Below are 21,923 nucleotides of genomic sequence, written 5' to 3'. Positions count from 1 at the left end.
GTCGGGGCTAGCCGATGCTTGCCCAGGTGCAGGCTGCCTATGTGCTGCACAGCCGTGCCTACAAGGAAAGCAGCGCGCTCGTTGATCTGCTGACGCCACATGGGCGTTGCCGTGCGGTGCTACGAGGCGCGCGCGGCAAGGCAGGCAGCCTGGTCAGGCCCTTCATTCCGCTGGAGCTGGAGTTGCGTGGGCGTGGCGAGCTGAAGGCGGTTGCTCGGTTGGAGCCCGCCGGAGTCCCCAATCTGCTGGCTGGCGATGCCTTGTTTTCTGGTTTGTACCTCAATGAATTACTGATTCGCCTGCTGCCGGCAGAGGCGCCGCATCCCTTGTTGTTCGATCACTATGCCGCGACGCTGCCGCTACTGGCCGCCGGGCGGCCGCTGGAGCCGTTGCTGCGTGCCTTCGAGTGGCGTCTGCTGGATGAGCTGGGTTACGGGTTTGCCCTGGATCAGGATCGCCATGGTCAGCCGATAGAGCCGCAAGGCCTTTATCGCTGGCTGGCGGATTGCGGTTTTGAGCCGGTCGTGCAATTGCAGCCCGGACTGTTCCATGGCACGGATCTGCTGGCCATGAATGAGGCTGACTGGCAGACTCCCGGAGTTCTGGCCGCGGCCAAGCGTTTGATGCGGCAAGCCCTGGCTCCCCATCTGGGTGGGCGCCCGCTGGTTAGCCGCGAGTTGTTCCGCAAGACCTGATTACAACCTATTCACTATCGCTGGAGTTTATCGTGACTGCCGCCAATCGCATTCTGCTGGGGGTCAATATCGACCATGTGGCTACCCTGCGTCAGGCTCGTGGTACCCGCTACCCTGATCCGGTCAAGGCCGCGCTGGATGCTGAAGAGGCGGGGGCGGATGGTATTACGGTGCACCTGCGCGAGGATCGTCGGCATATCCAGGATCGCGACGTGCGGGTGCTCCGTGAGGTGCTGCAGACACGGATGAACTTTGAGATGGGTGTTACTGAGTTCATGCTGGCCTTTGCCGAAGAAATTCGTCCGGCGCATGCATGTTTTGTCCCGGAGACCCGTCAGGAACTGACCACCGAGGGTGGCCTGGATGTGCTGGCGCAAGAGGGGCGTATCCGCGATGCCGTGCAGCGTCTGGCCCAACATGGTTGTGAGGTTTCGCTGTTCATTGATGCCGATCCGCGTCAGATCGAAGCGGCCGCGCGCATTGGTGCGCCGGCGATCGAATTGCACACCGGGCGTTATGCTGATGCGCAGACACCGATTGAGGCAGCACGCGAACTGGCGCGCATCCGCGACGGTGTGGAGTGCGGCCTGGCCCATGGCCTGATCGTCAATGCCGGGCATGGTCTGCATTATCACAATGCCGAGGCCGTTGCGGCGATTGCCGGGATCAACGAGCTGAACATTGGCCATGCCATTGTGGCCCATGCCCTGTTCGTTGGTTTCAAGCAGGCGGTGGCTGAGATGAAGTCGCTGATTGTGTCTGCTGCGAGTGGACGCTGACACGTTGTGTGAGGCATGAAAAAGCCGGGGCATGCCCCGGCTTTTTCATGGTCGGCAAAACTCAGGAATCGCTGCGTTGCGGCAGCATGCGCTCCATCGTGTTGTCTTTGACCACATGCTTGTGGAAGATCGCCGCGGCTGCGTGCAGGCCAATCAGCCAGTAGCCGATTTCTGCGGCCAGCACATGGTAGTGCTCCACGGTTTCGGCGAGGCTGTGATTTTTCTCGATCAGCGCCGGCAGCCCCAGCGGGATTGGCTTGGCTTCGCCGCTGAGGATCAGCCAGCCGGCCAGCGGTGCGCCAAGCATCAGGGCATAAAGGGCCAGATGGACCAGCTTGGCCGGGATGGCTTGCCACTGTGGGATGGCGGGCACAATGCGCGGTGCTGGGGCGATGGCGCGGGCAGCAATGCGCAGGAAGGTCAGCGCGAAGATGCTCAGGCCGATGATGAAGTGGGCCTGTTTCATCAGATCCCGTTCCGGCGTGCCTTTTGGAAAGATTCCGCGGAACTCCATGGTGCAGTACACCAGCACGATCAGGATCAGGGTCAGCCAGTGCAGGCCGATGGACAGGCTGCCATAGCGCTGTTCGGTGTTTTTCCAGCTCATCGTTGCGACTCCGGTGCAAAGTGGTTGCGCAGAAGAATAGTGCGCCAGGCTTAAGTCAACCTGAACACTGGGGGAAATACGCACAAACAAAAAAGGCCACTCGTTGAGTGGCCTTTCGAATTGGTTGCGGGAGCCGGATTTGAACCGACGACCTTCGGGTTATGAGCCCGACGAGCTACCAGACTGCTCCATCCCGCGCCGCCAATTCTACTCATCTGCTCCCTGCTGTCAATCGATTTCTGCTTTTTAATCAAATAGTTAAATGATTCGCGCAGACAATAAAAAAGGCCACTCATTGAGTGGCCTTTCGAATTGGTTGCGGGAGCCGGATTTGAACCGACGACCTTCGGGTTATGAGCCCGACGAGCTACCAGACTGCTCCATCCCGCGCCGCACATTCTACTGGCGCAGACTTTTGTGTCAACCATTAGTTTGGAAAAAGTGTTTTTTGCTCAGATGGTTAGCGTTATACGGGTGCTAGACTGAGGGCCTCAGAGCATGCCTGGCGAGGCCTACCGGACTTCCGTGCGCAAGATCATCCATATCGACTGCGACTGCTTTTATGCCGCCATCGAGATGCGCGATGACCCGCAGCTGGCCGGGCGTCCGTTGGCGGTCGGTGGCGCGGCCGAGCGGCGCGGGGTGATCGCCACCTGCAACTACGAGGCACGTGCCTGGGGCGTACGTTCGGCCATGCCTACCCGGCAGGCGCTCAAGTTGTGCCCGGATCTGCTGGTGGTCAAGCCGCATATGGAGGCCTACCGCCTGGCTTCACGGCAAATTCACGCGATCCTGCGCGAGTACAGCGAACGTATCGAGCCATTGTCGCTGGACGAGGCCTATGTGGATGTCAGCGAGGCCAGTCACTGTGGTGGCAGTGCCACGCGGATGGCCCGAGAGATTCGCCAGCGGGTCTGGCAGGAGCTGCGTATCACCGTTTCAGCCGGCGTGGCGCCCAACAAGTTTCTGGCCAAGATCGCCAGTGACTGGCGCAAGCCCAACGGGCTTTTCGTGATTACCCCGGATGAGGTGGAGGATTTTGTCGCGGCACTGCCGGTCAGTCGTCTGCACGGTGTCGGCAAGGTTACTGCCGACAAGCTCTCGCGCCTGGGAATAACGCTCTGCAGCGATCTGCGTGAATGGGACAAGCTGGCTCTGTTGCGTGAGTTTGGCAGCTTCGGCGAGCGCCTGTGGGGGCTGGCGCGGGGTATCGATGAGCGTGTCGTGGAGGCCGACAGTCGTCGGCAGTCGGTCAGTGTCGAGCATACCTTTGACAGCGATCTACCCAACCTGCAGGCCTGTCTGCAGCAGTTGCCGGGGCTTCTGGAGCAGCTGGAGCAGCGCCTGGCGCGGCTGGACGGCAGCTATCGACCGGGTAAGCCCTACGTCAAGATCAAGTTCCATGATTTCACCCAGACCACCCTGGAGCAGGGTGGTGCCGGGCGTGATCTGGACAGCTACGCCGTGCTGCTTGGGGCTGCCTTCGCCCGGGGTGGCAAGCCGGTACGCCTGTTGGGCCTTGGCGTGCGCCTGATTGATCTGCGCGAGGCGCAGGAGCAGTTGCTGTTGTTCTAGCCTCAGCGCTGGTCTTCGAACAGCCGAATCGGTTTGCCGCTGGCGGGCCACAGGCGCAGCTCGCCGGTGGCGCTGAAATCCCAGCGCTGCACCGACTGCAGGGCCTTGAGGAAGCGTTGCTCCTGCTCCATCAGTGCAGGTGCGCACATCTTCATGGTGCTGGCCGGTGCGCTGAAACTCAGTTGCTCGTCATCAAGGCTGTAGCCGCCGAACCAGTGATTGCAGCCGGCATTGCCGTATGCCCGGCTGTCCTCGCCGAGGGTCACGGTCAGATAGCTGCGGTCGATCAGCGGGCGTTCGCCAATCCACTCGACCCGATAGGTGCGCTCGGTTTGAAGACTTGGCTGGTCGCTGGCGCAGGCGCTCAGCAGTGCCAGCGGCAACAGGGCGGCGATTTTCTTCATGCAGCGGTTTCCTTCTGGCAGTTCGGGCACAGGTGCTGGCCGGCGCGGGTCTGCCAGCCCAGTTCGGCGATGCGTGCCTGCGCGGCGGCTTCGCGCGCCGGGTTGCCGAGGGTGGCATCGACGGCGAACTCGAAGTCCAGCGTGGCAGCACAGCCATCACAGTTGACCTGCCAAGTATGGATGGCCAATTCGCGGAATGCTGGGCCTTTGGCCACCGCCGTCCACTGACCGGGTGGATTGATCAGGTGACGGACCTTGTCCACGTTCAGGCGCATGAACAGGTCGCGGCTGCCCTTGAGCGTGACCAGCAGGGTGTCGCCGTTCTGCACCGAGCCGCCATTGCCGGTCAGCTGGTACAGACCGGGTGCCATGGCGCGGCACTCGGTCAGAGTGTGTGCAGGGTTGAGCAGGGTGTAACGGAAATCGTGTTCGGCCATAAGTCCTCCGCAAGGTGCGGGAATCCTACCATGGGCGCCGCTTCAGACCGCGTTGACCCGGTTGGTGGCGTTGCCGGCGTGCCAGGCGCTGATGTTGTTCAGGGTGGTGGTGGCGATGGCCGCCAGGGCCTCGCGGGTGAGAAAGGCCTGGTGGGCGGTGATGATGACGTTGGGGAAGGTCAGCAGGCGTGCCAGCACATCGTCTTGCAGCGGCTGGTCGGAGCAGTCGGCAAAGAACAGCTGGGCTTCTTCTTCGTAGACATCCAGGCCTAGATACCCCAGACGGCCGCTTTTCAGGGCGTCGATCAGTGCCGGCGTATCGACCAGCGCTCCGCGGCCGGTGTTGATCAGCATGGCGCCAGGCTTGAGGCAGGTGAGGGCGTTGGCGTCGATCAGGTGGCGGGTGGCGGTGTTGAGCGGACAGTGCAGGCTGAGGATGTCGGTCTGCGCCAGCATCTCGCCCAGCGGCAGATAGTGGACGCCGGCCTGTTGCAGGGCCGGGTCGATCTGCGGGTCACTGGCCAGTACCCGGCAACCGAAGCCGAGCATGATGCGGGCGAAGGCCGCGCCTATCTGCCCGGTGCCGACTACGCCGACGGTTTTGCCGTGCAGATCGAAGCCGATCAGTCCGTGCAGTGAGAAATCGCCCTCGCGAGTGCGGTTGTAGGCTCGGTGTATGCGCCGATTGAGCGCCAGGATCAGCGCCACGGCGTGCTCGGCGATGGCGTGTGGCGAGTAGTCGGGCACGCGCACTACGCCGAGGCCGAGCAGTTCGGCGGCTTTCAGATCGACATGGTTGTAGCCGGCTGAGCGCAGGGCGATCAGTCGAGTGCCGCCGGCCGCCAGGCGCTGCAGCACAGGTGCCGACAGGTCGTCGTTGATGAAGGCGCAGACCACGGGTACGCCGTCGGCCAGGGCAGCGGTACTGAGGGTCAGGCGACTCGGCTGAAAACTCAGGGTGAAGGCGCCTGCCGAATTGGCTCCGCTGAAGCTTTCTTGCTCGTAGTTCTGGCAGCTGAACAGCATGATTTGCATGGCTGGGCTCCTCAGGCCGGGGTACGGGCTTGCTGTTGCAGGCGGCGAATGGCTTCTTCGAGGGTATCGAGTGCCTGTTGTGCGCCTGCATCTTCTTCCTTGAGCAGGGTTTCCGCCTGCTGGCAGGCAGCACGCAGTTGCGGCACGCCGCAATAGCGGGTGGCACCGTGCAGGCGGTGCACGCGCTCGAGCAGGGCCAGGCGATCCTGCTGCTCGCGGGCGCTGCGAATGGCGATCTGGTCCGCTTCCAGGGAGGCCAGCAGCATGCCCAGCATGTCAGCGGCCAGTACCGATTTGCCGGCCGCCAGGCGCAGCCCTTCCTCGCTGTCGAGCACCGGCAGCTGCAGTGGGTCGATCAGCGGATTGCTGTCGAGCTGGGCGCCCTCGCTGCTGGCGCGGCGCAGGCTGAGGCCGGTCCACTTGAGAATGACCTGAACCAGTTGCCGTTCGCTGATCGGCTTGGTCAGGTAGTCGTCCATACCGATGCGCAGTAGGGCGCGCTTTTCATTAGCCAGGGCGTGGGCGGTCAGGGCGATGATCGGCAACGGGGCGCGTCCTGCCACGGCCTCGCGGCGGCGGATTTCTTCGGTGGTCTGACGGCCGTCCATTTCCGGCATCTGCACGTCCATGAACACCAGGTCGAACTCCTTGCGCTCCAGTACGTCGAGGGCGGCAAAACCGCTGTCCACGGCGGTGACTTCGGCGCCGAGATCACCGAGCAGGGTCTGTACCAGCAGCAGGTTGGCCGGGTTGTCGTCGACGCAGAGCAGGCGCGGCGGACGATCGGGGATGACCGGAGCTTCCTCGACCGGTTGCGGGCGCGGCCCGAGCAGTTCGCTGAGGCCACTCTGCAGCTTGCGCCGACAGGCCGGTTTGGCCTGCAACAGGCTGCGGCTACTGCCGAGCAGGGTGTGCAGCTGCGCCTGTTCGGTGGTCGGGCAGAGCAGCAGGCTGCGGCAGCCGAGCTTCTCCAGCTGCAGAACCAGGGGGTTGAGCTGCTCGGCAGGCAGCTCGCCAAGGCTGATGGCCAGCAGTGCCAGGCCGACCGGCTGGCCGGCCGCCTGCTGCCGGGCGACATGCGCCAGCAGGGCCTCGCGTTCGGCAAAACTGGTGACTTCCAGGCCGAGGTCTTCGAGCTGGTGCTGCATGGCCTGGCGGCTCAGTTCGTGGCTTTCCAGCAGGACCAGCTGGCGTCCCAGCAGGGGAGCGCGCGGCTGGTCTTCGATGTCCTCGCGGGCCCGCGGCAGGCTGAGGCTGATCCAGAATTCCGAACCGGCGCCAGGGCGGCTTTCCACGCCAATCTCGCCCCCCATCTGTTCGATGATGCGCCGCGAGATGACCAGGCCAAGACCGGTGCCGCCGGGTTGCCGGCTGAGCGAGTTGTCGGCCTGGCTGAAAGCCTTGAACAGGGCGGCCAGGTCCTCGTCGGACAGGCCGATACCGGTGTCCTGCACGCTGATGCGCAGCTGGGCGCGGCCGTCGCGTTCGTCTTCGAGCATGGTGCGCACCACGATGCTGCCGGAGCGGGTGAACTTGATGGCGTTGCTGATCAGGTTGTTGAGCACCTGCTTGAGGCGCTGCGGGTCGCCGATCAGGGCGCGCGGAGTGTCGCGGTAGAACAGGCTGACCAGTTCGAGCTGTTTCTCGTGGGCGCCCGGGGCGAGCAGGGTGAGGCTTTCCTCGATCAGATCGCAGAGGTTGAACGGCAGTTTCTCCAGCACCAGCTTGCCGGCTTCGATCTTGGAGAAATCGAGCACCTCATTGATGATTCCCATCAGGCTATCGGCGGACTTTTCGATGGTGGCCAGGTAGTCGAGCTGACGAGGCGTCATGTCGCTTTTCAGCAGCAGATGGGTAAAGCCGATGATGCCGTTGAGTGGCGTACGGATCTCGTGGCTCATGTTGGCGAGGAATTCGGACTTGATGCGGCTGGCCTCCAGTGCCTCCTTGCGCGCCAGGTCCAGTTCGATGTTCTGGATCTCGATGGTTTCCAGGTTCTGTCTGACGTCCTCGGTGGCCTGGTCGATGCTGTGCTGCATTTCCTCCTGGGCGCTCTGCAGGGCCTCGGCCATGCGGTTGATACCGGCCGAGAGCGCGTCCAGTTCCTCGTTGCCGATCAGCGGCAGGCGTGTCTCCAGTCGGCCTTCGCGCAGTTGCGCGACGCCTTGCTGGATGCGTCGCAGCGGGCCGTTGACCGAACGTGAAAGGCGCAGAGCGAGCATGGCTGTGGCGACCAAGGCCAGCAATGTCAGCAGCAGACTGGCGAGCAGTCCCTGATAGGTTTTCAGCAGAATGCCGCTGTGGGCGATTTCCACGTCAACCCAGCCCAGCAGGTGGTCCGGTGCGGCGGTGGCCTGGGCGCCCAGGTTGTAGTGGCGGCCGAGCACCGGTAGGCGAAAGCGTGTGCTGTCGCTGCCGCTGGACAAGGCCAGGCGCTGGCGGTCGGTCAGCGGGTCGAGGTTCTTCAGGCGCGGGCCGGCATGCGCGGCCTGAAGCAGGTCGGTATTGCGGATGTGCACGCTGCGCACATCATCCTGTTCCAGCGCGGCTTCGGCGATGCGCTGTAGGCGCCCGCTCTGGCCGGCCTGCAGGGCGGGGGCGGCGAGCACCGCGAGCTGCTCGCTGATCAGTGCGCCGCGGGCTTCGATCTGCTGGCGCAGGTCCGATAGCTGAGTCCAGCTGAAGTAGCCGCCCAGTACGCAGGCCAGCAATGTGCTGGGCAGCAGGGTGAGCAGCAATACCCGGCTCTTGATGCTTAGGTCCTTGAACACGCACAGCCTCCTGCAGATTTTCCGGCAGTGTAGCGGCGCGGCAACGACCGGCAAACAACTGGCGCGTATGGCGGTATGGCCTGCTCCGGTTTGCCGCTATCATAGGCGCCCCGTAATGCTGGCCGAGTGCCGATACGCCATGACTGATTTCCCCACGATTGCCGACTATGTCGGCAACACGCCGCTGGTGCGTCTGCAGCGCCTGGCGGGACAGACCAGCAATACCCTGCTGGTGAAGCTGGAAGGCAACAACCCGGCGGGTTCGGTGAAGGACCGCCCGGCGCTGTCGATGATCAGCGCGGCCGAGTTGCGCGGTGACATCCACCCCGGCGATACCTTGATCGAGGCCACCAGCGGCAATACCGGCATTGCCCTGGCCATGGTGGCGGCGATCAAGGGCTACCGCATGATCCTGATCATGCCGGACAACTCCACGGCCGAGCGCAAGGCGGCCATGACGGCTTATGGCGCCGAGCTGATTCTGGTGGGGGGCATGGAGGAGGCGCGCGACCTGGCGCTGGCCATGCAGGCCGAAGGCAAGGGCAAGGTGCTGGATCAGTTCGCCAATGCCGATAACCCGGTGGCTCACTACCAGAGCACCGGGCCGGAAATCTGGCGGCAGACAGGCGGGCGTATCACCCACTTCATCAGCTCGATGGGCACCACCGGCACCATCATGGGTACCTCGCGCTACCTCAAGGAACAGAACCCGGCGGTACAGATCATCGGCCTGCAGCCGCAGGATGGCTCGGCCATTCCGGGGATTCGCCGCTGGCCGCAGGAATACCTGCCGAGCATCTTCGACGCCAGCCGGGTCGATCAGGTGCTGGATATCTCCCAGGCCGAGGCCGAGGACTGTATGCGCCGTCTGGCCCGCGAGGAGGGCATCTTCTGCGGCGTCTCCTCCGGCGGTGCGGTGGCCGCCATGCTGCGCCTGTCGCAACAGGTGGAAAACGCGCTGATGGTGGCGATCATCTGTGACCGCGGCGACCGTTACCTGTCGTCCGGCCTGTTTAACCAATAGCCATGGCCCGTCAACCCAAGACCCTGCGCTTCCAGCCGGCCGGTGGCGACAAGTCCGCCGGCGTGCCGGTGGGCAAGAAACAGAAGCTGCAGATAGAGCGCCTGGCCCATGATGGTCGCGGCATTGCGCATGTCGATGGCCGCACCTGGTTTGTGGCCGGCGCCCTGGCCGGTGAGGATGTCGAAGCCCGTGTGCTGGCGGCGCGCAGCAAGGTCGTCGATGCCCGTGTCGAGCGCGTGCTCAAGGCCAGTGACCTACGCCGGCAGCCGGCCTGCGCGGTGGCTGGGCGCTGCGGCGGCTGCAGCCTGCAGCACCTGCCGCATGCCGAACAGCTGGCGCTGAAACAGCGCAGCCTGGCCGAGCAGTTGCAGCGTTTGGCGCAGGTGCAGCCGGAGGAGTGGGCAACGCCGCTGACCGGTCCGGAGCTGGGCTATCGCCGACGCACGCGGATTGCCGTGCGCTGGGATGCCAAGCAAAAGCGTCTGGAGGTCGGTTTCCGCGCTGCCGCCAGTCAGGACATTGTTGCCCTGGGCGAGTGCCCGGTGCTGGTACAGCCCTTGCAGTCGATTGCCCGCGCTTTGCCGGCGCTGCTCCGCCAGTTCGGCCGCCCGGAGCGGCTCGGCCATGTCGAGCTGTTCAGCGGCACTCAGGTGGCGCTGCTGCTGCGCCATACCGGGGCGCTGGTCGAGGCTGATCAGCAGTTGCTGCGGCAATTCTGTGCCGAGCAGCAGGTGCAGTTGTGGTGGCATGGCGAGGGTGAGCCCTACCCGGATCAGGCCGGTGCCGAGCTGGGGTTCGCCCTGCCGGCCTTTGCCGTGGAGCTGGCCTGGCGGCCGGGCGATTTCGTTCAGGTCAACGCGTCGATCAACGAGCAGATGGTGGCGCAGGCGCTAGACTGGCTGGCGCCGCAGGCCGACGAGCGTGTGCTCGACCTGTTCTGTGGTCTGGGCAACTTTGCCCTGCCGCTGGCTCGGCGGGTGCGTGAGGTGGTGGCGGTGGAGGGTGTCGCGGCGATGGTCGAGCGTGCCCAGGCCAACGCCCTGGCCAATGGTCTGGATAATGTGCGGGTGCTCTGTGCTGATCTGGCGCAGCCCCTGCATTCGGCGAGTTGGGCAGAATGCGGCTTTCCGGCCGTGTTGCTGGACCCGCCGCGTGACGGTGCCTTCGAGGTGGTGCGCGATATGCAGCGCCTGGGCGCAGAACGTGTGCTGTACGTTTCCTGCAACCCCGCCACGCTGGCGCGGGATGCCGCCGAGCTGGTCCGACAGGGCTACCGGCTGCGCAAGGCCGGGATTCTCGACATGTTTCCGCAGACGGCGCATGTCGAGGCGATGGCGTTGTTCGAGAGGGGCTAGGAAGCCCCTGTAATCCGACCGGCCCAGAGAAGGCCGGCTCTGCAAGAGGATGCAAGATGGTACAGGTAAGGGCTTCGCAGCCGGTCAACGATGACGGCAGCCTCAACCTCGATGCATGGCTGGATCACATGCTCGCGCTCGACCCGGCGCTGGAGCGGGACGGCCTGCGCGCGGCGTGCGAATACGCCCGCGATGTCGAGCAGCAGGCGATCGCGCAGAAGAATATCTGGGCCGAGGGTAATTCGAGTTTCCGTACCGGCCTTGAGATCGCCGAGATCCTCGCCGATCTCAAGCTCGACCAGGATTCCCTGGTGGCGGCGGTGATCTATCGCGCGGTGCGCGAGGACAAGGTCAGTCTGGCCGCCGTGCAGGAACGCTTTGGTCCGGTGGTCGGCAAGCTGATCAAGGGCGTGCTGCGCATGGCGGCGATCAGCAACAGCGTCAACCCGCGCGACTCCCTGGTGCTTGGCTCCCAGGCGCAGGTGGAGAACCTGCGCAAGATGCTGGTGGCCATGGTCGATGATGTGCGCGTGGCGCTGATCAAGCTGGCCGAGCGCACCTGTGCCATCCGCGAGGTGAAGGACGCCGACGAAGAGAAGCGTCACCGCGTGGCCCGCGAGGTGTTCGACATCTATGCCCCGCTGGCCCACCGCCTGGGCATCGGTCATATCAAGTGGGAGCTGGAAGACCTGTCCTTCCGCTACCTGGAGCCCGAGCAGTACAAGCAGATCGCCAAGTTGCTGCACGAGCGTCGTCTCGATCGCCAGCAGTACATCAGTGACGTCATGCAGCAGCTGCGCGACGAACTGAATGCCGCCGGGATCAAGGCCGATATCAGCGGGCGGGCGAAACACATCTATTCGATCTGGCGCAAGATGCAGAAGAAAGGTCTGGAGTTCAGCCAGATCTACGACGTGCGTGCCGTGCGTGTGCTGGTGCCCGAGGTGCGTGACTGCTACACCACGCTCGGCATCGTCCACAGCCTGTGGCGGCACATCCCGCGCGAGTTCGACGACTACATCGCCAACCCCAAGGAAAACGGTTACCGCTCGTTGCACACCGCCGTGCTCGGGCCGGAAGGCAAGGTGCTGGAGGTGCAGATCCGCACCCACGGCATGCACGAGGAAGCCGAGCTGGGCGTGTGCGCGCACTGGAAGTACAAGGGCACCGATGTCAAGGGCAACTCCAACCACTACGAAGAGAAGATGGCCTGGCTGCGCCAGGTCCTCGAGTGGCACGAGGAACTGGGCGATATCGGTGGCCTGGCCGAGCAGCTCAAGGTTGATATCGAGCCGGATCGGGTCTACGTGTTCACCCCGGACGGGCATGCCATCGACCTGCCCAAGGGCGCCACGCCGCTGGATTTCGCCTACCGCGTGCATACCCAGATCGGTCACAACTGCCGCGGCGCCAAGATCAACGGGCGCATCGTGCCGCTGACCTACAGTCTGCACACCGGCGACCAGGTGGCGATCATCACCGGCAAGAACGGCGCGCCGAGCCGTGACTGGCTCAACTCCAACCTGGGCTATGTCACCACCAGCCGGGCGCGGGCCAAGATCGTCCACTGGTTCAAGCAGCAGGATCGCGAACAGAACGTCGCCGCCGGCAAGCAGATGCTCGAACGCGAGCTGGCCCGCTTGGCCATGCCGCCGGTGGATTTCAACAAGCTCGCCGAGAAGTGCAACCTCAAGAGCGCCGAGGACCTCTATGCCGCGCTGGGTGCCGGCGATCTGCGCCTGGCGCCGACGGTCAACCAGGCGCAGCAGCTGGTCGAGCCGGATCGCAGTAGCGAGCAGCTGGAGCTGATTCCGCGCAAGCCGAGCAGCCGTCCGGGTCGCCACGACGACGTGCAGATCCTTGGCGTCGGCAACCTGCTTACGCAGATGGCCGGTTGCTGCCAGCCGTTGCCGGGCGATCCGATCATCGGCTACATCACGGTCGGCCGCGGTGTCACCATCCATCGCCAGGACTGCCCGACCGCGCTGCAACTGGTCGAGCGCGAGGCGCACAGGATGATTCAGGTGAGCTGGGGTAGCACCCCAGTGCAGACCTACCCGGTGGATATTCTGGTGCGTGCCTACGACCGCTCGGGCCTGCTGCGCGACGTGTCGCAGGTCCTGCTCAACGAGAAGATCAATGTGCTGGCGGTCAACACCCGGTCGAACAAGGAAGACAACACAGCGGCCATGCGCCTGACCATCGAGATTCCCGGACTGGAAGCCCTGGGGCGTTTGCTTGCGCGCATCAGCCAGCTGCCCAACGTGATCGAGACGCGCCGCGAGCGGGGCAGCAAGGATGTATAAGCTCGACGACCTGCTGCAACTGATGGCTCGCCTGCGTCACCCCGAACATGGTTGCCCGTGGGACCTCAAGCAGAGCTACGCCAGCATCGTGCCCTACACCCTCGAAGAGGCCTACGAGGTGGCCGATGCCATCGAGCGCGGCGACTTCGATCATCTGCCCGGCGAGCTGGGTGATCTGCTCTTCCAGGTGGTCTATTACAGCCAGCTGGCGACGGAAGAGGGGCGCTTCGGTTTTGCCGAGGTGGTCGATGGCATCACCGCCAAGTTGATCCGCCGTCACCCGCACGTGTTCCCGGATGGCGATCTGTATGGCGAGCCGGATGCGCAGAAGCTGGAAGAGGCGGCGGTCAAGCAGCGCTGGGAAGAACTCAAGGCCGAGGAGCGTGCCGCCAAGACCGAGGCGCCCGAGCAGCTGTCGCTGCTGGATGATGTGCCCCAGGCGCTGCCGGCCCTGTCGCGCGCGGCCAAGCTGCAGAAACGCGCGGCGCAGGTGGGCTTCGACTGGCCGGAGGCCTTGCCGGTGCTGGACAAGGTGCGCGAAGAACTCGATGAAGTGCTCGAGGCCATGAGCGAGAACGACCCGCAGGCCATTGCCGAGGAGCTTGGCGACCTGCTGTTTGTCGTGGTCAATCTGGCCCGCCATCTCAAGGTCGAGCCGGAGGCGGCGCTGCGGGCGGCCAATGGCAAGTTCGAACGGCGCTTCCGCTTCATCGAGCAGGCGTTGCGTGAAGCGGGCCGTCCCATCGAGAATTGCAGCCTGGATGAGCTGGATGCCCTGTGGGGCGAAGCCAAGAAACAGGAAAAGGCAGCCCTGGGCTGCTGAGTCGAACTGAACGAGAACCTTCCATGAGTCTTTCCCTTCGCGACCAGCTGATGAAAGCCGGTCTGGTCAGTGAAAAGCAGGCCAAGCAGGCCGGCAAGCAGAAGCAGAAGCAGCAACGCCTGGAAAAGAAAGGCCAGGTGGAAGTCGATGATGCGATCAAACAGGCCGCCCTGCAGGCGCAGGCCGAGAAAGCCGCGCGCGATCAGGAGCTGAACGAGCAGCAGAAGGAAAAGGCCGAGCAGAAGGCCCGTGCCGCGCAGATCAAGCAACTGATCGAAAGCTCGCGCCTGCCCAAGCTGCAGAGCGATGACTACTACAACTTCGTCGACGAGAAAAAGATCAAGCGGATTGCGGTCAACGCCATGCTGCGCGACAAGCTCAGTCGCGGCTCGCTGGCCATCGTCCGCCATGGCGGTGGCTACGAGATGATCCCGCGTGAGGCGGCGCTGCGCATCCAGGAGCGTGATCCGCGCCGGGTGATCCTGCTCAATACGCCGACCGAGGCGCCGGATGCTGATGATCCGTACGCCGCCTATCAGGTCCCCGACGACCTGATGTGGTAACGCTAACCCATGAAAAAGCCGGGCAATTGCCCGGCTTTTTCATGTCTGCAACCTATCAGTTCTTCGCGCCAACCACCTTGCGGCCGTTTACTTCGCCTTCCTTGAGCATGATCTGGTATTCCTTGCCGTCCTTCTCGACCTGATGCAGGCGCACCAGCAGGAAGTCCCAGTCCTTGGCGAACCACAGCACGGTCTTGCGCGCGCTCTTGGTAGGGTCGCGTACCCGCTCGACCTTGATCGCATCGATCAGGCCGGCCTGGGTGCGCACCCGCTCTTCACCGAGTACGCGGAAGTCATAGGTGTCTAGTTCGTCGCCGTCGATCACCTGATAGCTGACATTCTTCTCGCCATTGGCGACCGCCTGCTGCAGGGCCAGTTGGTAGGTCGATTTATCGAGCATGCCGCGGTTCAGCGGCAGGCGCACTTGCTCGCCGCGATCGCTGCCGATCACCTGCTTTTCGGTCCAGTCGAAGTCGTGCTCGACCTGCTTGCTCTTGCCCAGTCCGCCGCGGTTGAAGCGGTAGGTCAAGGGCAGCAGGGCGTCATTCTCGACGCGAAAGGTGCTGACTTCGCTGAGGCTGGCCACCAGCATGGCGGCGCCGAAGCTCAGCTCCCAGCGACCATCGCCCAGCGGCTTGAGGCTGCGCTCGGCGGTGCCGCTGATCGGTACCTGCTTCCAGTCGGCGGTGTAGCTGGCGGAGTAGGGCTGCAGTTCGAAGGCCTGAGCATTCAGGCCCAGGAGGGCAAGGGCGACAAGCAGCAGAGCACGCATGCGGTGGAACTCCCCAATCAGAATGTACGGATGACCTGGCCGCTGGCGGGCAGCAGCTGGCCGTCCAGCTGGCAGCCGCGCTCATCCAGTTGCAGGCGGCCCTGGGCGAACCAGTGCATGGCCAGCGGATAGATCTGGTGCTCGGCGGCATGTACCCGCTCGGCCAGGGTATCCGCCGTATCGTCAGCCATGACCGGCACCACGGCCTGTACGACCAGCGGCCCGCCGTCGAGTTCCTCGGTGACGAAGTGCACGCTGCAGCCATGCTCGGTATCGCCGGCTTCCAGCGCCCGCTGGTGGGTGTGCAGCCCTTTGTACTTGGGCAGCAGCGACGGATGGATATTGAGCAGGCGGCCGGTGTAGTGGGTGACGAATCCCAGTGTCAGGATGCGCATGAAGCCGGCGAGTATCACCAGATCGGCCTGGTAGGCATCGATGGCCTCGATCAGGGCGCCATCAAAGGCTTCACGGTCGGCAAAGGCCTTGTGGTCGAGTACCTGGGTGGTAATCCCGGCCTTGGCCGCGCGTTGCAGGCCAAAGGCATCGGCGCGGTTGGAAATCACCGCGCTGATCTGTGCCGGACTGTCTGCCTGCAGACTGTCGATCAGGGCCTGCAGGTTGCTGCCAGACCCCGAGATCAGTACGACAACCTTGCAGGTCATCAGTGGGCTTTCAGGTTGTTCAGCTGAACCTGGGCGGCACCTTCGGCAGCCACGCCGATCTGGCCGATCACCCACGGTGCTTCACCGGAGGCGCGCAGGCTGGCCAGGGCGGCTTCGACCTGATCCTGGGCAACGCAGATGACCATGCCGACGCCGCAGTTGAGCACGCGGTGCATCTCGTGTTCGTCGACGTTGCCTTTTTCCTGCAGCCAGTCGAACACGGCCGGGCGGGTCCAGCTGGCCACGTCGACCACCGCCTGGGCGCCTTGCGGCAGCACGCGCGGGATGTTGTCGAGCAGGCCACCGCCGGTGATGTGGGCCATGGCCTTGACCGCGCCGGTGTCCTTGATCAGTTTCAGCAGCGGCTTGACGTAGATGCGGGTCGGCGCCATCAGCAGGTCGGCCAGCTTCTTGCCGTCCAGTTCGGTGGTTTCGATGTCGGCACCGGATACTTCGAGGATCTTGCGGATCAGCGAGTAGCCGTTGGAGTGCGGGCCGGAAGAAGGAAGGGCGATCAGGGCGTCACCGGTGGCGACTTTCGAGCCGTCGATGATTTCGCTCTTTTCCACAACGCCGACGCAGAAGCCGGCCAGGTCGTAGTCTTCGCCTTCATACATGCCGGGCATTTCAGCGGTCTCGCCACCCACCAGGGAGCAGCCGGCCAGTTCGCAGCCGGCGCCGATGCCAGTCACCACGGTAGCCGCCACGTCCACGTTCAGCTTGCCGGTGGCGTAGTAGTCGAGGAAGAACAGCGGCTCGGCGCCACACACCACCAGGTCGTTGACGCACATGGCGACCAGATCCTGGCCGATGCTGTCGTGCTTGTTCAGGTTCAGCGCCAGGCGCAGCTTGGTGCCGACGCCGTCGGTGCCGGATACCAGCACCGGCTGCTTGTAGCCGGCCGGGATTTCGCACAGGGCGCCGAAACCGCCCAGACCGCCCATCACTTCCGGACGCGCGGTGCGCTTGGCGACGCCCTTGATGCGTTCGACCAGGGCTTCACCGGCGTCGATGTCTACACCGGCGTCTTTGTAGCTGATGGAGGGTTGCTTGCTCATAAATCCAGGCCTTTGCGGGGGAATTCGGTAGTTGACCGGGCGCACGGGCCACGGTCTGCGAGGCGCGCGATTTTATCAGGCTTGCCGGCCAGCGGCCAGAAAAGCCGGCGGCCGCGGTTGCCGCAGGGCGGCGGGCTGTTTAAGGTATGCGCTTTTCCGCCGTCCTGCCCTGCGAGAGCCCTATGCGCGCCGTCTTCCGCCCGTTCCTCCTCTGCCTTGCTTTGTTGGCTCCGGCCGCCTGGGCGCAGACCGTCACCGACCTGTATCAGGTGCGCGAGGCCGTGAGCGGGCAGCAGCCAGAGGAGCGCAGCGCCGCCCTGACGCGCGCCCTGGATACCCTGGTGCTGCGCCTGACTGGCTCGGTGGCCGCCGTGCAGAACCCCGGGCTGGCGGAGCTGCGCAAGAATCCCCAGCAGGTGATCAGTCAGTACGGTTATGAGGCCGATGCCCTGTTGGTGCAGTTCGATCCGGTCAGTACCGATGCGGCTCTGCAGCGGGCGGGCTTGTCGCTGTGGGGTGCCAACCGGCCTGCAATCATTGCTTGGTGGTTTGACGAGTCAGTTGAGTCAAACAACTTGCTTACCGATGGGCAGGAGGGGGGGGCTCTTGTTAAGCGTGCAGCCCAACACCGGGGGCTTCCGATCCGTTTGCCGATAGGTGACCTCAATGAGCAATTGATCGTGACATCAGAAAGTCTCAGAGAAGAGGTCCCGGCTGAGTTAGCTAAAGCGTCAGAGCGTTATTCGACAGATGCCACCCTTGCGGTTTTGACTAGGTCAGAATATGCAGGCATGAAAGCGGAGTGGACGCTCTGGCTGGGCGACACCCGTGAGCAGGGCAACGCTTCGGCGGCCGATCCGGCACAGCTGGCCGATGCCGTGCTGCTGGCTGTCAGCGAGCGACTTGCGCCGCGCTTTGTGGTCGCACCGGGAGCCGCACGCAGCCTGACCCTGGAAGTGGAGGGCGCCGACCTGGCCCGTTATGCCGAGTTGCAGCGTCTGCTGGAGCCGTTTGCCGCACAGTTGGTCAAGGCCGATGGTGGTCGCCTGACCTTCCGGGTTAGCGCCAGTGCCGAACAGCTGCGCGCGCAACTGGCGCTGGCGCACTTGCAGGAAAGCCCGGCGGTCAGTGCCGAAGCCGCTCCTGCGGCTCCTGGCCAGGCGCCGGTAGTTGCCGCCCAGGCTACCGATACCCTGCGCTTTCACTGGTAAGCGCCGCTGCCAAGGAGTGCCAGCATGCGTCAACTGCCCAACCTTCTGACCGTGCTGCGCCTGCTGCTGACCATTCCGATTGCCTGGCTGCTGCTGGCTGAGCGTCATGGCCAGGCCCTTGGTCTGTTTGCCGTGGCTGGTTTCACCGATGCGCTGGATGGTTTTCTGGCGCGGCGCTTCAAGTGGATCACCCGCCTGGGTTCGATCCTCGATCCGATTGCCGACAAGCTGCTGCTGGTCACCAGTTACCTGTGCCTGAGCCTCACCGCGGTGCTGCCCTGGTGGCTGACGGCCGTGGTGCTGCTCAGGGATCTGCTGATCGTCAGTGGCGCGTCCTTGTTCCGTTATCTGGTCGGCCCGCTGCAGTTCAGACCCACCTGGCTGGGCAAGCTGTCGACCCTGCTGCAGATCGTACTGGTGTTGGCCGTGCTGCTCGAGCTGAGCATCCTGCCGGCGTTTGCCGAAGTACGCCCGGCGCTGGTCATCACCGTTCTGCTGCTGGCTGTGCTCAGTGGTGGACATTACGTCTGGGTCTGGGGGCACAAGTACCGCTCCGCCCGGTTGAGGGCCTGATGATGAGCGACTCGCTGCGCTGGTTGTGGCTGGTAGGCATCTTTCTCAGCGGCTGGCTGATCTATCTGCTTACGCCGATCCTGTCGCCCTTTCTGGTAGCCATGCTGCTCGCCTATCTGGGCGATCCGCTGGTTGACCGACTGGAGCGCTTGAAGCTTTCGCGCAGCCTGGGCGTGGCGCTGGTGTTTCTGCTGTTTGCCGTGGCCGTGGCCGTGTTGCTGCTGATCTTCCTGCCGCTGTTAGGGCGGCAGCTGATGCGCCTGTATGAACTGACGCCGCAGATGCTCGACTGGCTGCAGCACAGCGCGATGCCCTGGTTGCAGGTGCAGCTGGGGCTGAGTGCGGACTTCTGGCAGTTTGACCGCTTGAAGGCCGCGGTGGCGGATAACCCCACCCGAACCAGCGATATCCTCGGGGCCTTGCTGCTGCAGGTGACTCAGTCGAGCTTGGCGCTGGTGGGCTTTATCGGCAACCTGTTGCTGGTGCCGATTGTCAGTTTCTACCTGATGCGCGACTGGGATGTGCTGATGCACAAGCTGCGTGGCCTGTTGCCGCGGCGGCGAGAAGGGCTGGTCATGCGCCTGACCGCCGAGTGCCATGAGGTGTTGGGGGCGTTTGTGCGCGGGCAACTGCTGGTCATGCTCGCGCTGGCCACCATCTACGCCGCCGGACTGATGCTGGTGGGGCTGGAGCTGGGCCTGCTGATCGGTCTGCTGGCCGGTCTGGCCAGCATCGTGCCCTACATGGGGCTGGTGGTCGGGTTAGGCGCCGCACTGGTGGCGGTCCTGTTCCAGTTTGGCGCGGGCGACTGGTATCCGCTGATCGGCGTGCTGGTGGTCTTCACCGTCGGCCAGTTGCTCGAGGGCATGCTGCTGACGCCCTGGCTGGTGGGTGACCGCATCGGCCTGCATCCGGTCGCGGTGATCTTCGCCATCCTTGCCGGCGGTCAGCTGTTTGGCTTCACCGGTATCCTGCTGGCCCTGCCCGTGGCTGCGGTGATCATGGTTCTGCTGCGCCATGTGCATGATTTGTATAAACTTTCCGAACTTTATGGAGAGTCCCCCGAGGTTTCGCAAGAAGCCTCGCCCCCGGCATGAAACCAATCCAGCTCCCTTTGGGGGTGCGTCTGCGTGATGACGCCACCTTCGCCAACTATTACCCCGGCGCCAACGCGGCGGCTCTCGGCTATGTCGAGCGTCTGTGCGAGGCGGATGCCGGCTGGACCGACAGCCTGATCTACCTGTGGGGCGCCGCCGGTGTCGGGCGCAGTCATCTGCTGCAGGCCGCCTGTCTGCGCTTCGAGCAGCGCGACGAAGCTGCGGTATACCTGCCGCTGGCCGAAGTGGCCGATTACGGCCCGGAGCTACTGGACAATCTCGAACAGTGCGAGCTGGTCTGTCTGGATGATCTTGAAGCCGTGGCCGGTCGTGCCGATTGGGAAGAGGCGCTGTTCCACCTGTTCAATCGCCTGCGCGATGCTGGCAAGCGTCTGCTGCTGGCGGCGGCGACTTCCCCTCGCGAGCTGGGTGTGCAGCTGCCGGATCTGCAGTCGCGCCTGACCCTCGCGCTGGTGTTTCAGCTGCAGGAACTGGCCGATGAGGACAAGCTGCGTGCGCTGCAGTTGCGCGCTTCGCGGCGTGGTCTGCAGATGCCGGACGAGGTGGGGCGTTTCATCCTGACCCGTGGCGCCCGCAGCATGAGTGCGTTGTTCGAGTTGCTCGAACAACTCGATCAGGCGTCCTTGCAGGCACAGCGCAAGCTGACCATTCCCTTCCTCAAGGAAACTCTGGGCTGGTAGCACGGCCTGCGCGTTGCCGCGCAGGCGAATGCGTTACTCGCCCGCCAGCTTGCGGTCGTACTGGAAGCGCCAGCGCGTGTAAAGCAGGGCGCTACTGAACAGGGCAAAGCTGATGATGGCCTGCAGGACGCCGTACAGGGAGCGTGCCGGGTCGATGGCGGCAAGAATGCCCTGGATGAAATAGATATTCACCACGAAGCACAGCCAGGCATGGGCGCGGGCGTGGCCCAGCAGCATGCCGGGTGCCAGCAGCAGCAACGGCACCAGTTGGATGCTGATGACGATCCACGGATTGGCGCCATGCAGGTCGGCAAAGCCCAGGTTCCAGATCGCCAGCACGGCAAACAGGGCGACGAAGTTGAACAGGCTCAGGGCGCGGCTCAGCTTCAGGCGCGGTTGCAGCCATTCCAGTGCCGGTAGTGGTTTAACTTGCTTAGCCACGGTCAGTCTCCAGACGGCGGGCGGTTTCGGCCAGACGCTGGCCGAGTGCGCGGCACAGGGCCAGTTCGTGTTCGTCCAGCGGACGCTTGCCATCGGCGCCAGCGTGGTGGCTGGCGCCGTAAGGCGTGCCGCCGCCTTGGGTTTCCAGCAGGGCATTCTCGCTGTAGGGCAGGCCGCAGACCAGCATGCCGTGGTGCAGCAACGGCAGCAGCATGGACAGCAGGGTGCTTTCCTGACCGCCGTGCAGGCTGGCGGTGGAGGTGAACACGCCAGCTGGCTTGCCGACCAGTGCGCCGCTCAGCCACAGGCTGCTGCTGCCGTCGATAAAGTGCTTGAGGGCCGATGCCATGTTGCCGAAGCGGGTCGGGCTGCCTAGGGCCAGGCCGGCGCAGTGCTGCAGGTCTTCCAGTGAGGCGTACAGCGCGCCTTCCTCGGGAATCTCCGGAACCACGGCACTGCACTCGGGCGAGACGGCGGGCACGGTGCGCAGGCGGGCTTCGAGGCCGCCCAGCTCCACGCCACGGGCAATCTGCCGGGCCATTTCGGCGGTGGCACCATGGCGGCTGTAATACAGCACCAGAATGTAGGGGTTGCTCATGCCAGTAGCTCCAGAACCTTTTCCGGCGGCCGGCCGACCACGGCGCGGTCGCCGGCAATCAGGATCGGGCGTTCGATCAGTTTGGGATGGGCCGTCATAGCGGCAATCAGCGCATCATCGTCCAGCGCCGGGTTGTCCAGCTGCAGGCTCTTGTATTCATCTTCGCCGCTGCGCAGCAGCTGACGGGCTGGGATGCCGAGTTTGCCCAGCAGGGTCTTGAGTTCGTCGGCGCTGGGAGGGGTTTCCAGATAGCGCAGGATGCTGACGCTGTGGCCGGCGCTTTCCAGCAGTTCGAGAGCGCCGCGGGATTTCGAGCAGCGTGGGTTGTGGTAGAGGATCAATTCAGTCATCACGGGGTCGCCGGGCCTTGGGTGAGGCGGCTATTCTACCCGTCTGTCGCCAGCCTGGGGCTGGTGAATGACGCGTCGGGCATCCA

Annotated in this window: 23 protein-coding genes and 2 tRNA genes; 12 read left to right on the top strand and 13 right to left on the bottom strand. The window is 64.2% G+C overall.

Annotated features, from left to right (window positions below; genetic code table 11):
- Nucleotides 1-14 precede the first annotated feature (14 nt).
- Together recO and pdxJ are read left to right on the top strand one after the other, a co-directional pair.
- On the top strand, nucleotides 15-695 hold the full coding sequence (recO, locus tag HNP49_RS11550; protein WP_184683367.1) for a DNA repair protein RecO: 681 nt from the start codon (nucleotides 15-17) through the stop codon (nucleotides 693-695).
- A 32-nt stretch (nucleotides 696-727) separates the two neighbouring features.
- The gene (pdxJ, locus tag HNP49_RS11545; RefSeq protein ID WP_184683366.1) at nucleotides 728-1,474 is read left to right on the top strand and encodes a pyridoxine 5'-phosphate synthase; all 747 of its coding nucleotides are present in this window, start codon (nucleotides 728-730) and stop codon (nucleotides 1,472-1,474) included.
- Nucleotides 1,475-1,535: 61 nt separating this feature from the next.
- Here the strand turns inward: pdxJ and HNP49_RS11540 are convergent, their stop codons facing one another.
- The 3 genes from HNP49_RS11540 to HNP49_RS11530 all read right to left on the bottom strand — a co-directional run bounded on the left by HNP49_RS11540 (nucleotide 1,536) and on the right by HNP49_RS11530 (nucleotide 2,471).
- Nucleotides 1,536-2,081, bottom strand: a complete 546-nt coding sequence (locus HNP49_RS11540) for a cytochrome b (protein ID WP_184683364.1) — start codon at nucleotides 2,079-2,081, stop codon at nucleotides 1,536-1,538.
- A gap of 121 nt (nucleotides 2,082-2,202) precedes the next feature.
- A tRNA-Met gene (locus HNP49_RS11535) sits at nucleotides 2,203-2,279 on the bottom strand.
- 115 nt (nucleotides 2,280-2,394) lie between these two features.
- Nucleotides 2,395-2,471: transfer RNA gene (locus tag HNP49_RS11530), tRNA-Met, on the bottom strand.
- A 108-nt stretch (nucleotides 2,472-2,579) separates the two neighbouring features.
- Here HNP49_RS11530 and dinB point away from each other — a divergent pair.
- Nucleotides 2,580-3,656: a DNA polymerase IV gene (dinB, locus tag HNP49_RS11525; protein WP_184683363.1), complete on the top strand. Its 1,077-nt coding sequence runs from the start codon at nucleotides 2,580-2,582 to the stop codon at nucleotides 3,654-3,656.
- Between the two features lie 2 nt (nucleotides 3,657-3,658).
- Here dinB and HNP49_RS11520 read toward each other — a convergent pair whose 3' ends face one another.
- From HNP49_RS11520 to HNP49_RS11505, 4 genes are read right to left on the bottom strand one after another with little or no spacing between them, the layout of a single operon-like run.
- Nucleotides 3,659-4,060 (bottom strand): META domain-containing protein, encoded by a 402-nt coding sequence (locus tag HNP49_RS11520; protein ID WP_184683361.1) that lies wholly within the window; start codon nucleotides 4,058-4,060, stop codon nucleotides 3,659-3,661.
- Nucleotides 4,057-4,497, bottom strand: coding sequence for a hypothetical protein (locus tag HNP49_RS11515; RefSeq protein WP_184683360.1), 441 nt, complete (start codon nucleotides 4,495-4,497; stop codon nucleotides 4,057-4,059). Before HNP49_RS11515 ends, HNP49_RS11520 begins: the two co-directional genes overlap by 4 nt.
- Before the next feature lie 42 nt (nucleotides 4,498-4,539).
- Nucleotides 4,540-5,532 carry a 2-hydroxyacid dehydrogenase gene (locus HNP49_RS11510; RefSeq protein WP_184683358.1) on the bottom strand — a complete coding sequence of 331 codons (993 nt, stop codon included), beginning with the start codon at nucleotides 5,530-5,532 and terminating at the stop codon, nucleotides 4,540-4,542.
- 11 nt (nucleotides 5,533-5,543) lie between these two features.
- Complete coding sequence (locus HNP49_RS11505) at nucleotides 5,544-8,303, bottom strand: response regulator (protein ID WP_184683357.1); 2,760 nt, start codon at nucleotides 8,301-8,303, stop codon at nucleotides 5,544-5,546.
- 139 nt (nucleotides 8,304-8,442) lie between these two features.
- On the opposite strand from HNP49_RS11505, the gene cysM reads away from it, so the two are divergent.
- From cysM to HNP49_RS11480, 5 genes are read left to right on the top strand one after another with little or no spacing between them, the layout of a single operon-like run.
- Nucleotides 8,443-9,327, top strand: coding sequence for a cysteine synthase CysM (gene cysM / locus HNP49_RS11500; RefSeq protein ID WP_184683355.1), 885 nt, complete (start codon nucleotides 8,443-8,445; stop codon nucleotides 9,325-9,327).
- A 2-nt stretch (nucleotides 9,328-9,329) separates the two neighbouring features.
- Nucleotides 9,330-10,682: a 23S rRNA (uracil(1939)-C(5))-methyltransferase RlmD gene (gene rlmD / locus HNP49_RS11495; RefSeq protein WP_184683353.1), complete on the top strand. Its 1,353-nt coding sequence runs from the start codon at nucleotides 9,330-9,332 to the stop codon at nucleotides 10,680-10,682.
- 56 nt (nucleotides 10,683-10,738) lie between these two features.
- The gene (gene relA / locus HNP49_RS11490; RefSeq protein ID WP_184683345.1) at nucleotides 10,739-12,988 is read left to right on the top strand and encodes a GTP diphosphokinase; all 2,250 of its coding nucleotides are present in this window, start codon (nucleotides 10,739-10,741) and stop codon (nucleotides 12,986-12,988) included.
- The gene (gene mazG, locus HNP49_RS11485; RefSeq protein WP_184683343.1) at nucleotides 12,981-13,811 is read left to right on the top strand and encodes a nucleoside triphosphate pyrophosphohydrolase; all 831 of its coding nucleotides are present in this window, start codon (nucleotides 12,981-12,983) and stop codon (nucleotides 13,809-13,811) included. The genes relA and mazG overlap by 8 nt, the downstream gene beginning before the upstream one ends.
- 23 nt (nucleotides 13,812-13,834) lie before the next feature.
- Nucleotides 13,835-14,374 carry a DUF2058 domain-containing protein gene (locus tag HNP49_RS11480; RefSeq protein ID WP_184683341.1) on the top strand — a complete coding sequence of 180 codons (540 nt, stop codon included), beginning with the start codon at nucleotides 13,835-13,837 and terminating at the stop codon, nucleotides 14,372-14,374.
- Nucleotides 14,375-14,429: 55 nt separating this feature from the next.
- On the opposite strand, the gene HNP49_RS11475 is transcribed toward HNP49_RS11480, so the two are convergent.
- Genes HNP49_RS11475 through purM form a run of 3 tightly spaced genes read right to left on the bottom strand, consistent with a single transcriptional unit; the run spans nucleotide 14,430 to nucleotide 16,866 of the window.
- Nucleotides 14,430-15,146, bottom strand: a complete 717-nt coding sequence (locus HNP49_RS11475) for a DUF3108 domain-containing protein (RefSeq protein WP_184683339.1) — start codon at nucleotides 15,144-15,146, stop codon at nucleotides 14,430-14,432.
- Between the two features lie 17 nt (nucleotides 15,147-15,163).
- Nucleotides 15,164-15,808, bottom strand: a complete 645-nt coding sequence (gene purN, locus HNP49_RS11470) for a phosphoribosylglycinamide formyltransferase (protein ID WP_184683337.1) — start codon at nucleotides 15,806-15,808, stop codon at nucleotides 15,164-15,166.
- Nucleotides 15,808-16,866, bottom strand: coding sequence for a phosphoribosylformylglycinamidine cyclo-ligase (purM, locus tag HNP49_RS11465; protein ID WP_095941390.1), 1,059 nt, complete (start codon nucleotides 16,864-16,866; stop codon nucleotides 15,808-15,810). The genes purN and purM overlap by 1 nt, the downstream gene beginning before the upstream one ends.
- 182 nt (nucleotides 16,867-17,048) lie before the next feature.
- Between purM and HNP49_RS11460 the strand changes: the two genes are divergently transcribed.
- The 4 genes from HNP49_RS11460 to hda are packed head-to-tail and all read left to right on the top strand — an operon-like array spanning nucleotide 17,049 to nucleotide 20,448.
- Entirely contained in the window at nucleotides 17,049-18,077 is a 1,029-nt protein-coding gene (locus HNP49_RS11460) for a DUF2066 domain-containing protein (RefSeq protein WP_184683335.1), read from the top strand.
- Between the two features lie 24 nt (nucleotides 18,078-18,101).
- Nucleotides 18,102-18,650, top strand: a complete 549-nt coding sequence (locus tag HNP49_RS11455; RefSeq protein ID WP_184683333.1) for a CDP-alcohol phosphatidyltransferase family protein — start codon at nucleotides 18,102-18,104, stop codon at nucleotides 18,648-18,650.
- 2 nt (nucleotides 18,651-18,652) lie between these two features.
- Nucleotides 18,653-19,747 (top strand): AI-2E family transporter, encoded by a 1,095-nt coding sequence (locus HNP49_RS11450; RefSeq protein WP_184683449.1) that lies wholly within the window; start codon nucleotides 18,653-18,655, stop codon nucleotides 19,745-19,747.
- Nucleotides 19,744-20,448: a DnaA regulatory inactivator Hda gene (gene hda, locus HNP49_RS11445; RefSeq protein ID WP_095941387.1), complete on the top strand. Its 705-nt coding sequence runs from the start codon at nucleotides 19,744-19,746 to the stop codon at nucleotides 20,446-20,448. The genes HNP49_RS11450 and hda overlap by 4 nt, the downstream gene beginning before the upstream one ends.
- A 33-nt stretch (nucleotides 20,449-20,481) precedes the next feature.
- Here hda and HNP49_RS11440 read toward each other — a convergent pair whose 3' ends face one another.
- The 3 genes from HNP49_RS11440 to arsC are packed head-to-tail and all read right to left on the bottom strand — an operon-like array spanning nucleotide 20,482 to nucleotide 21,837.
- On the bottom strand, nucleotides 20,482-20,889 hold the full coding sequence (locus HNP49_RS11440) for a DUF2069 domain-containing protein (RefSeq protein WP_184683331.1): 408 nt from the start codon (nucleotides 20,887-20,889) through the stop codon (nucleotides 20,482-20,484).
- Nucleotides 20,882-21,487, bottom strand: coding sequence for an NAD(P)H:quinone oxidoreductase (gene wrbA / locus HNP49_RS11435; protein ID WP_184683329.1), 606 nt, complete (start codon nucleotides 21,485-21,487; stop codon nucleotides 20,882-20,884). Before wrbA ends, HNP49_RS11440 begins: the two co-directional genes overlap by 8 nt.
- Complete coding sequence (arsC, locus tag HNP49_RS11430) at nucleotides 21,484-21,837, bottom strand: arsenate reductase (glutaredoxin) (RefSeq protein WP_184683327.1); 354 nt, start codon at nucleotides 21,835-21,837, stop codon at nucleotides 21,484-21,486. The genes wrbA and arsC overlap by 4 nt, the downstream gene beginning before the upstream one ends.
- Nucleotides 21,838-21,923 lie beyond the last annotated feature (86 nt).

The sequence above is a fragment of the Pseudomonas fluvialis genome (assembly GCF_014207935.1).
In the GTDB taxonomy this organism is placed as follows: domain Bacteria; phylum Pseudomonadota; class Gammaproteobacteria; order Pseudomonadales; family Pseudomonadaceae; genus Aquipseudomonas; species Aquipseudomonas fluvialis_A.
The sequence above is the reverse complement of the archived record's forward strand: the minus strand, read 5'-3'. Positions and strand labels throughout refer to the sequence as shown.

What these genes read in the sequence shown, in the direction of transcription:
- purN (WP_184683337.1), bottom strand. Translation starts at nt 15,808, where the DNA reads ATGACCTGCAAGGTTGTCGTACTGATCTCGGGGTCTGGCAGCAACCTG.
- HNP49_RS11520 (WP_184683361.1), bottom strand. Translation starts at nt 4,060, where the DNA reads ATGAAGAAAATCGCCGCCCTGTTGCCGCTGGCACTGCTGAGCGCCTGC.
- HNP49_RS11510 (WP_184683358.1), bottom strand. Translation starts at nt 5,532, where the DNA reads ATGCAAATCATGCTGTTCAGCTGCCAGAACTACGAGCAAGAAAGCTTC.
- HNP49_RS11480 (WP_184683341.1), top strand. Translation starts at nt 13,835, where the DNA reads ATGAGTCTTTCCCTTCGCGACCAGCTGATGAAAGCCGGTCTGGTCAGT.
- rlmD (WP_184683353.1), top strand. Translation starts at nt 9,330, where the DNA reads ATGGCCCGTCAACCCAAGACCCTGCGCTTCCAGCCGGCCGGTGGCGAC.
- hda (WP_095941387.1), top strand. Translation starts at nt 19,744, where the DNA reads ATGAAACCAATCCAGCTCCCTTTGGGGGTGCGTCTGCGTGATGACGCC.
- purM (WP_095941390.1), bottom strand. Translation starts at nt 16,866, where the DNA reads ATGAGCAAGCAACCCTCCATCAGCTACAAAGACGCCGGTGTAGACATC.
- HNP49_RS11450 (WP_184683449.1), top strand. Translation starts at nt 18,653, where the DNA reads ATGAGCGACTCGCTGCGCTGGTTGTGGCTGGTAGGCATCTTTCTCAGC.
- cysM (WP_184683355.1), top strand. Translation starts at nt 8,443, where the DNA reads ATGACTGATTTCCCCACGATTGCCGACTATGTCGGCAACACGCCGCTG.
- recO (WP_184683367.1), top strand. Translation starts at nt 15, where the DNA reads ATGCTTGCCCAGGTGCAGGCTGCCTATGTGCTGCACAGCCGTGCCTAC.
- HNP49_RS11455 (WP_184683333.1), top strand. Translation starts at nt 18,102, where the DNA reads ATGCGTCAACTGCCCAACCTTCTGACCGTGCTGCGCCTGCTGCTGACC.
- relA (WP_184683345.1), top strand. Translation starts at nt 10,739, where the DNA reads ATGGTACAGGTAAGGGCTTCGCAGCCGGTCAACGATGACGGCAGCCTC.
- dinB (WP_184683363.1), top strand. Translation starts at nt 2,580, where the DNA reads ATGCCTGGCGAGGCCTACCGGACTTCCGTGCGCAAGATCATCCATATC.
- mazG (WP_184683343.1), top strand. Translation starts at nt 12,981, where the DNA reads ATGTATAAGCTCGACGACCTGCTGCAACTGATGGCTCGCCTGCGTCAC.
- HNP49_RS11515 (WP_184683360.1), bottom strand. Translation starts at nt 4,497, where the DNA reads ATGGCCGAACACGATTTCCGTTACACCCTGCTCAACCCTGCACACACT.
- HNP49_RS11540 (WP_184683364.1), bottom strand. Translation starts at nt 2,081, where the DNA reads ATGAGCTGGAAAAACACCGAACAGCGCTATGGCAGCCTGTCCATCGGC.
- HNP49_RS11460 (WP_184683335.1), top strand. Translation starts at nt 17,049, where the DNA reads ATGCGCGCCGTCTTCCGCCCGTTCCTCCTCTGCCTTGCTTTGTTGGCT.
- arsC (WP_184683327.1), bottom strand. Translation starts at nt 21,837, where the DNA reads ATGACTGAATTGATCCTCTACCACAACCCACGCTGCTCGAAATCCCGC.
- wrbA (WP_184683329.1), bottom strand. Translation starts at nt 21,487, where the DNA reads ATGAGCAACCCCTACATTCTGGTGCTGTATTACAGCCGCCATGGTGCC.
- HNP49_RS11475 (WP_184683339.1), bottom strand. Translation starts at nt 15,146, where the DNA reads ATGCGTGCTCTGCTGCTTGTCGCCCTTGCCCTCCTGGGCCTGAATGCT.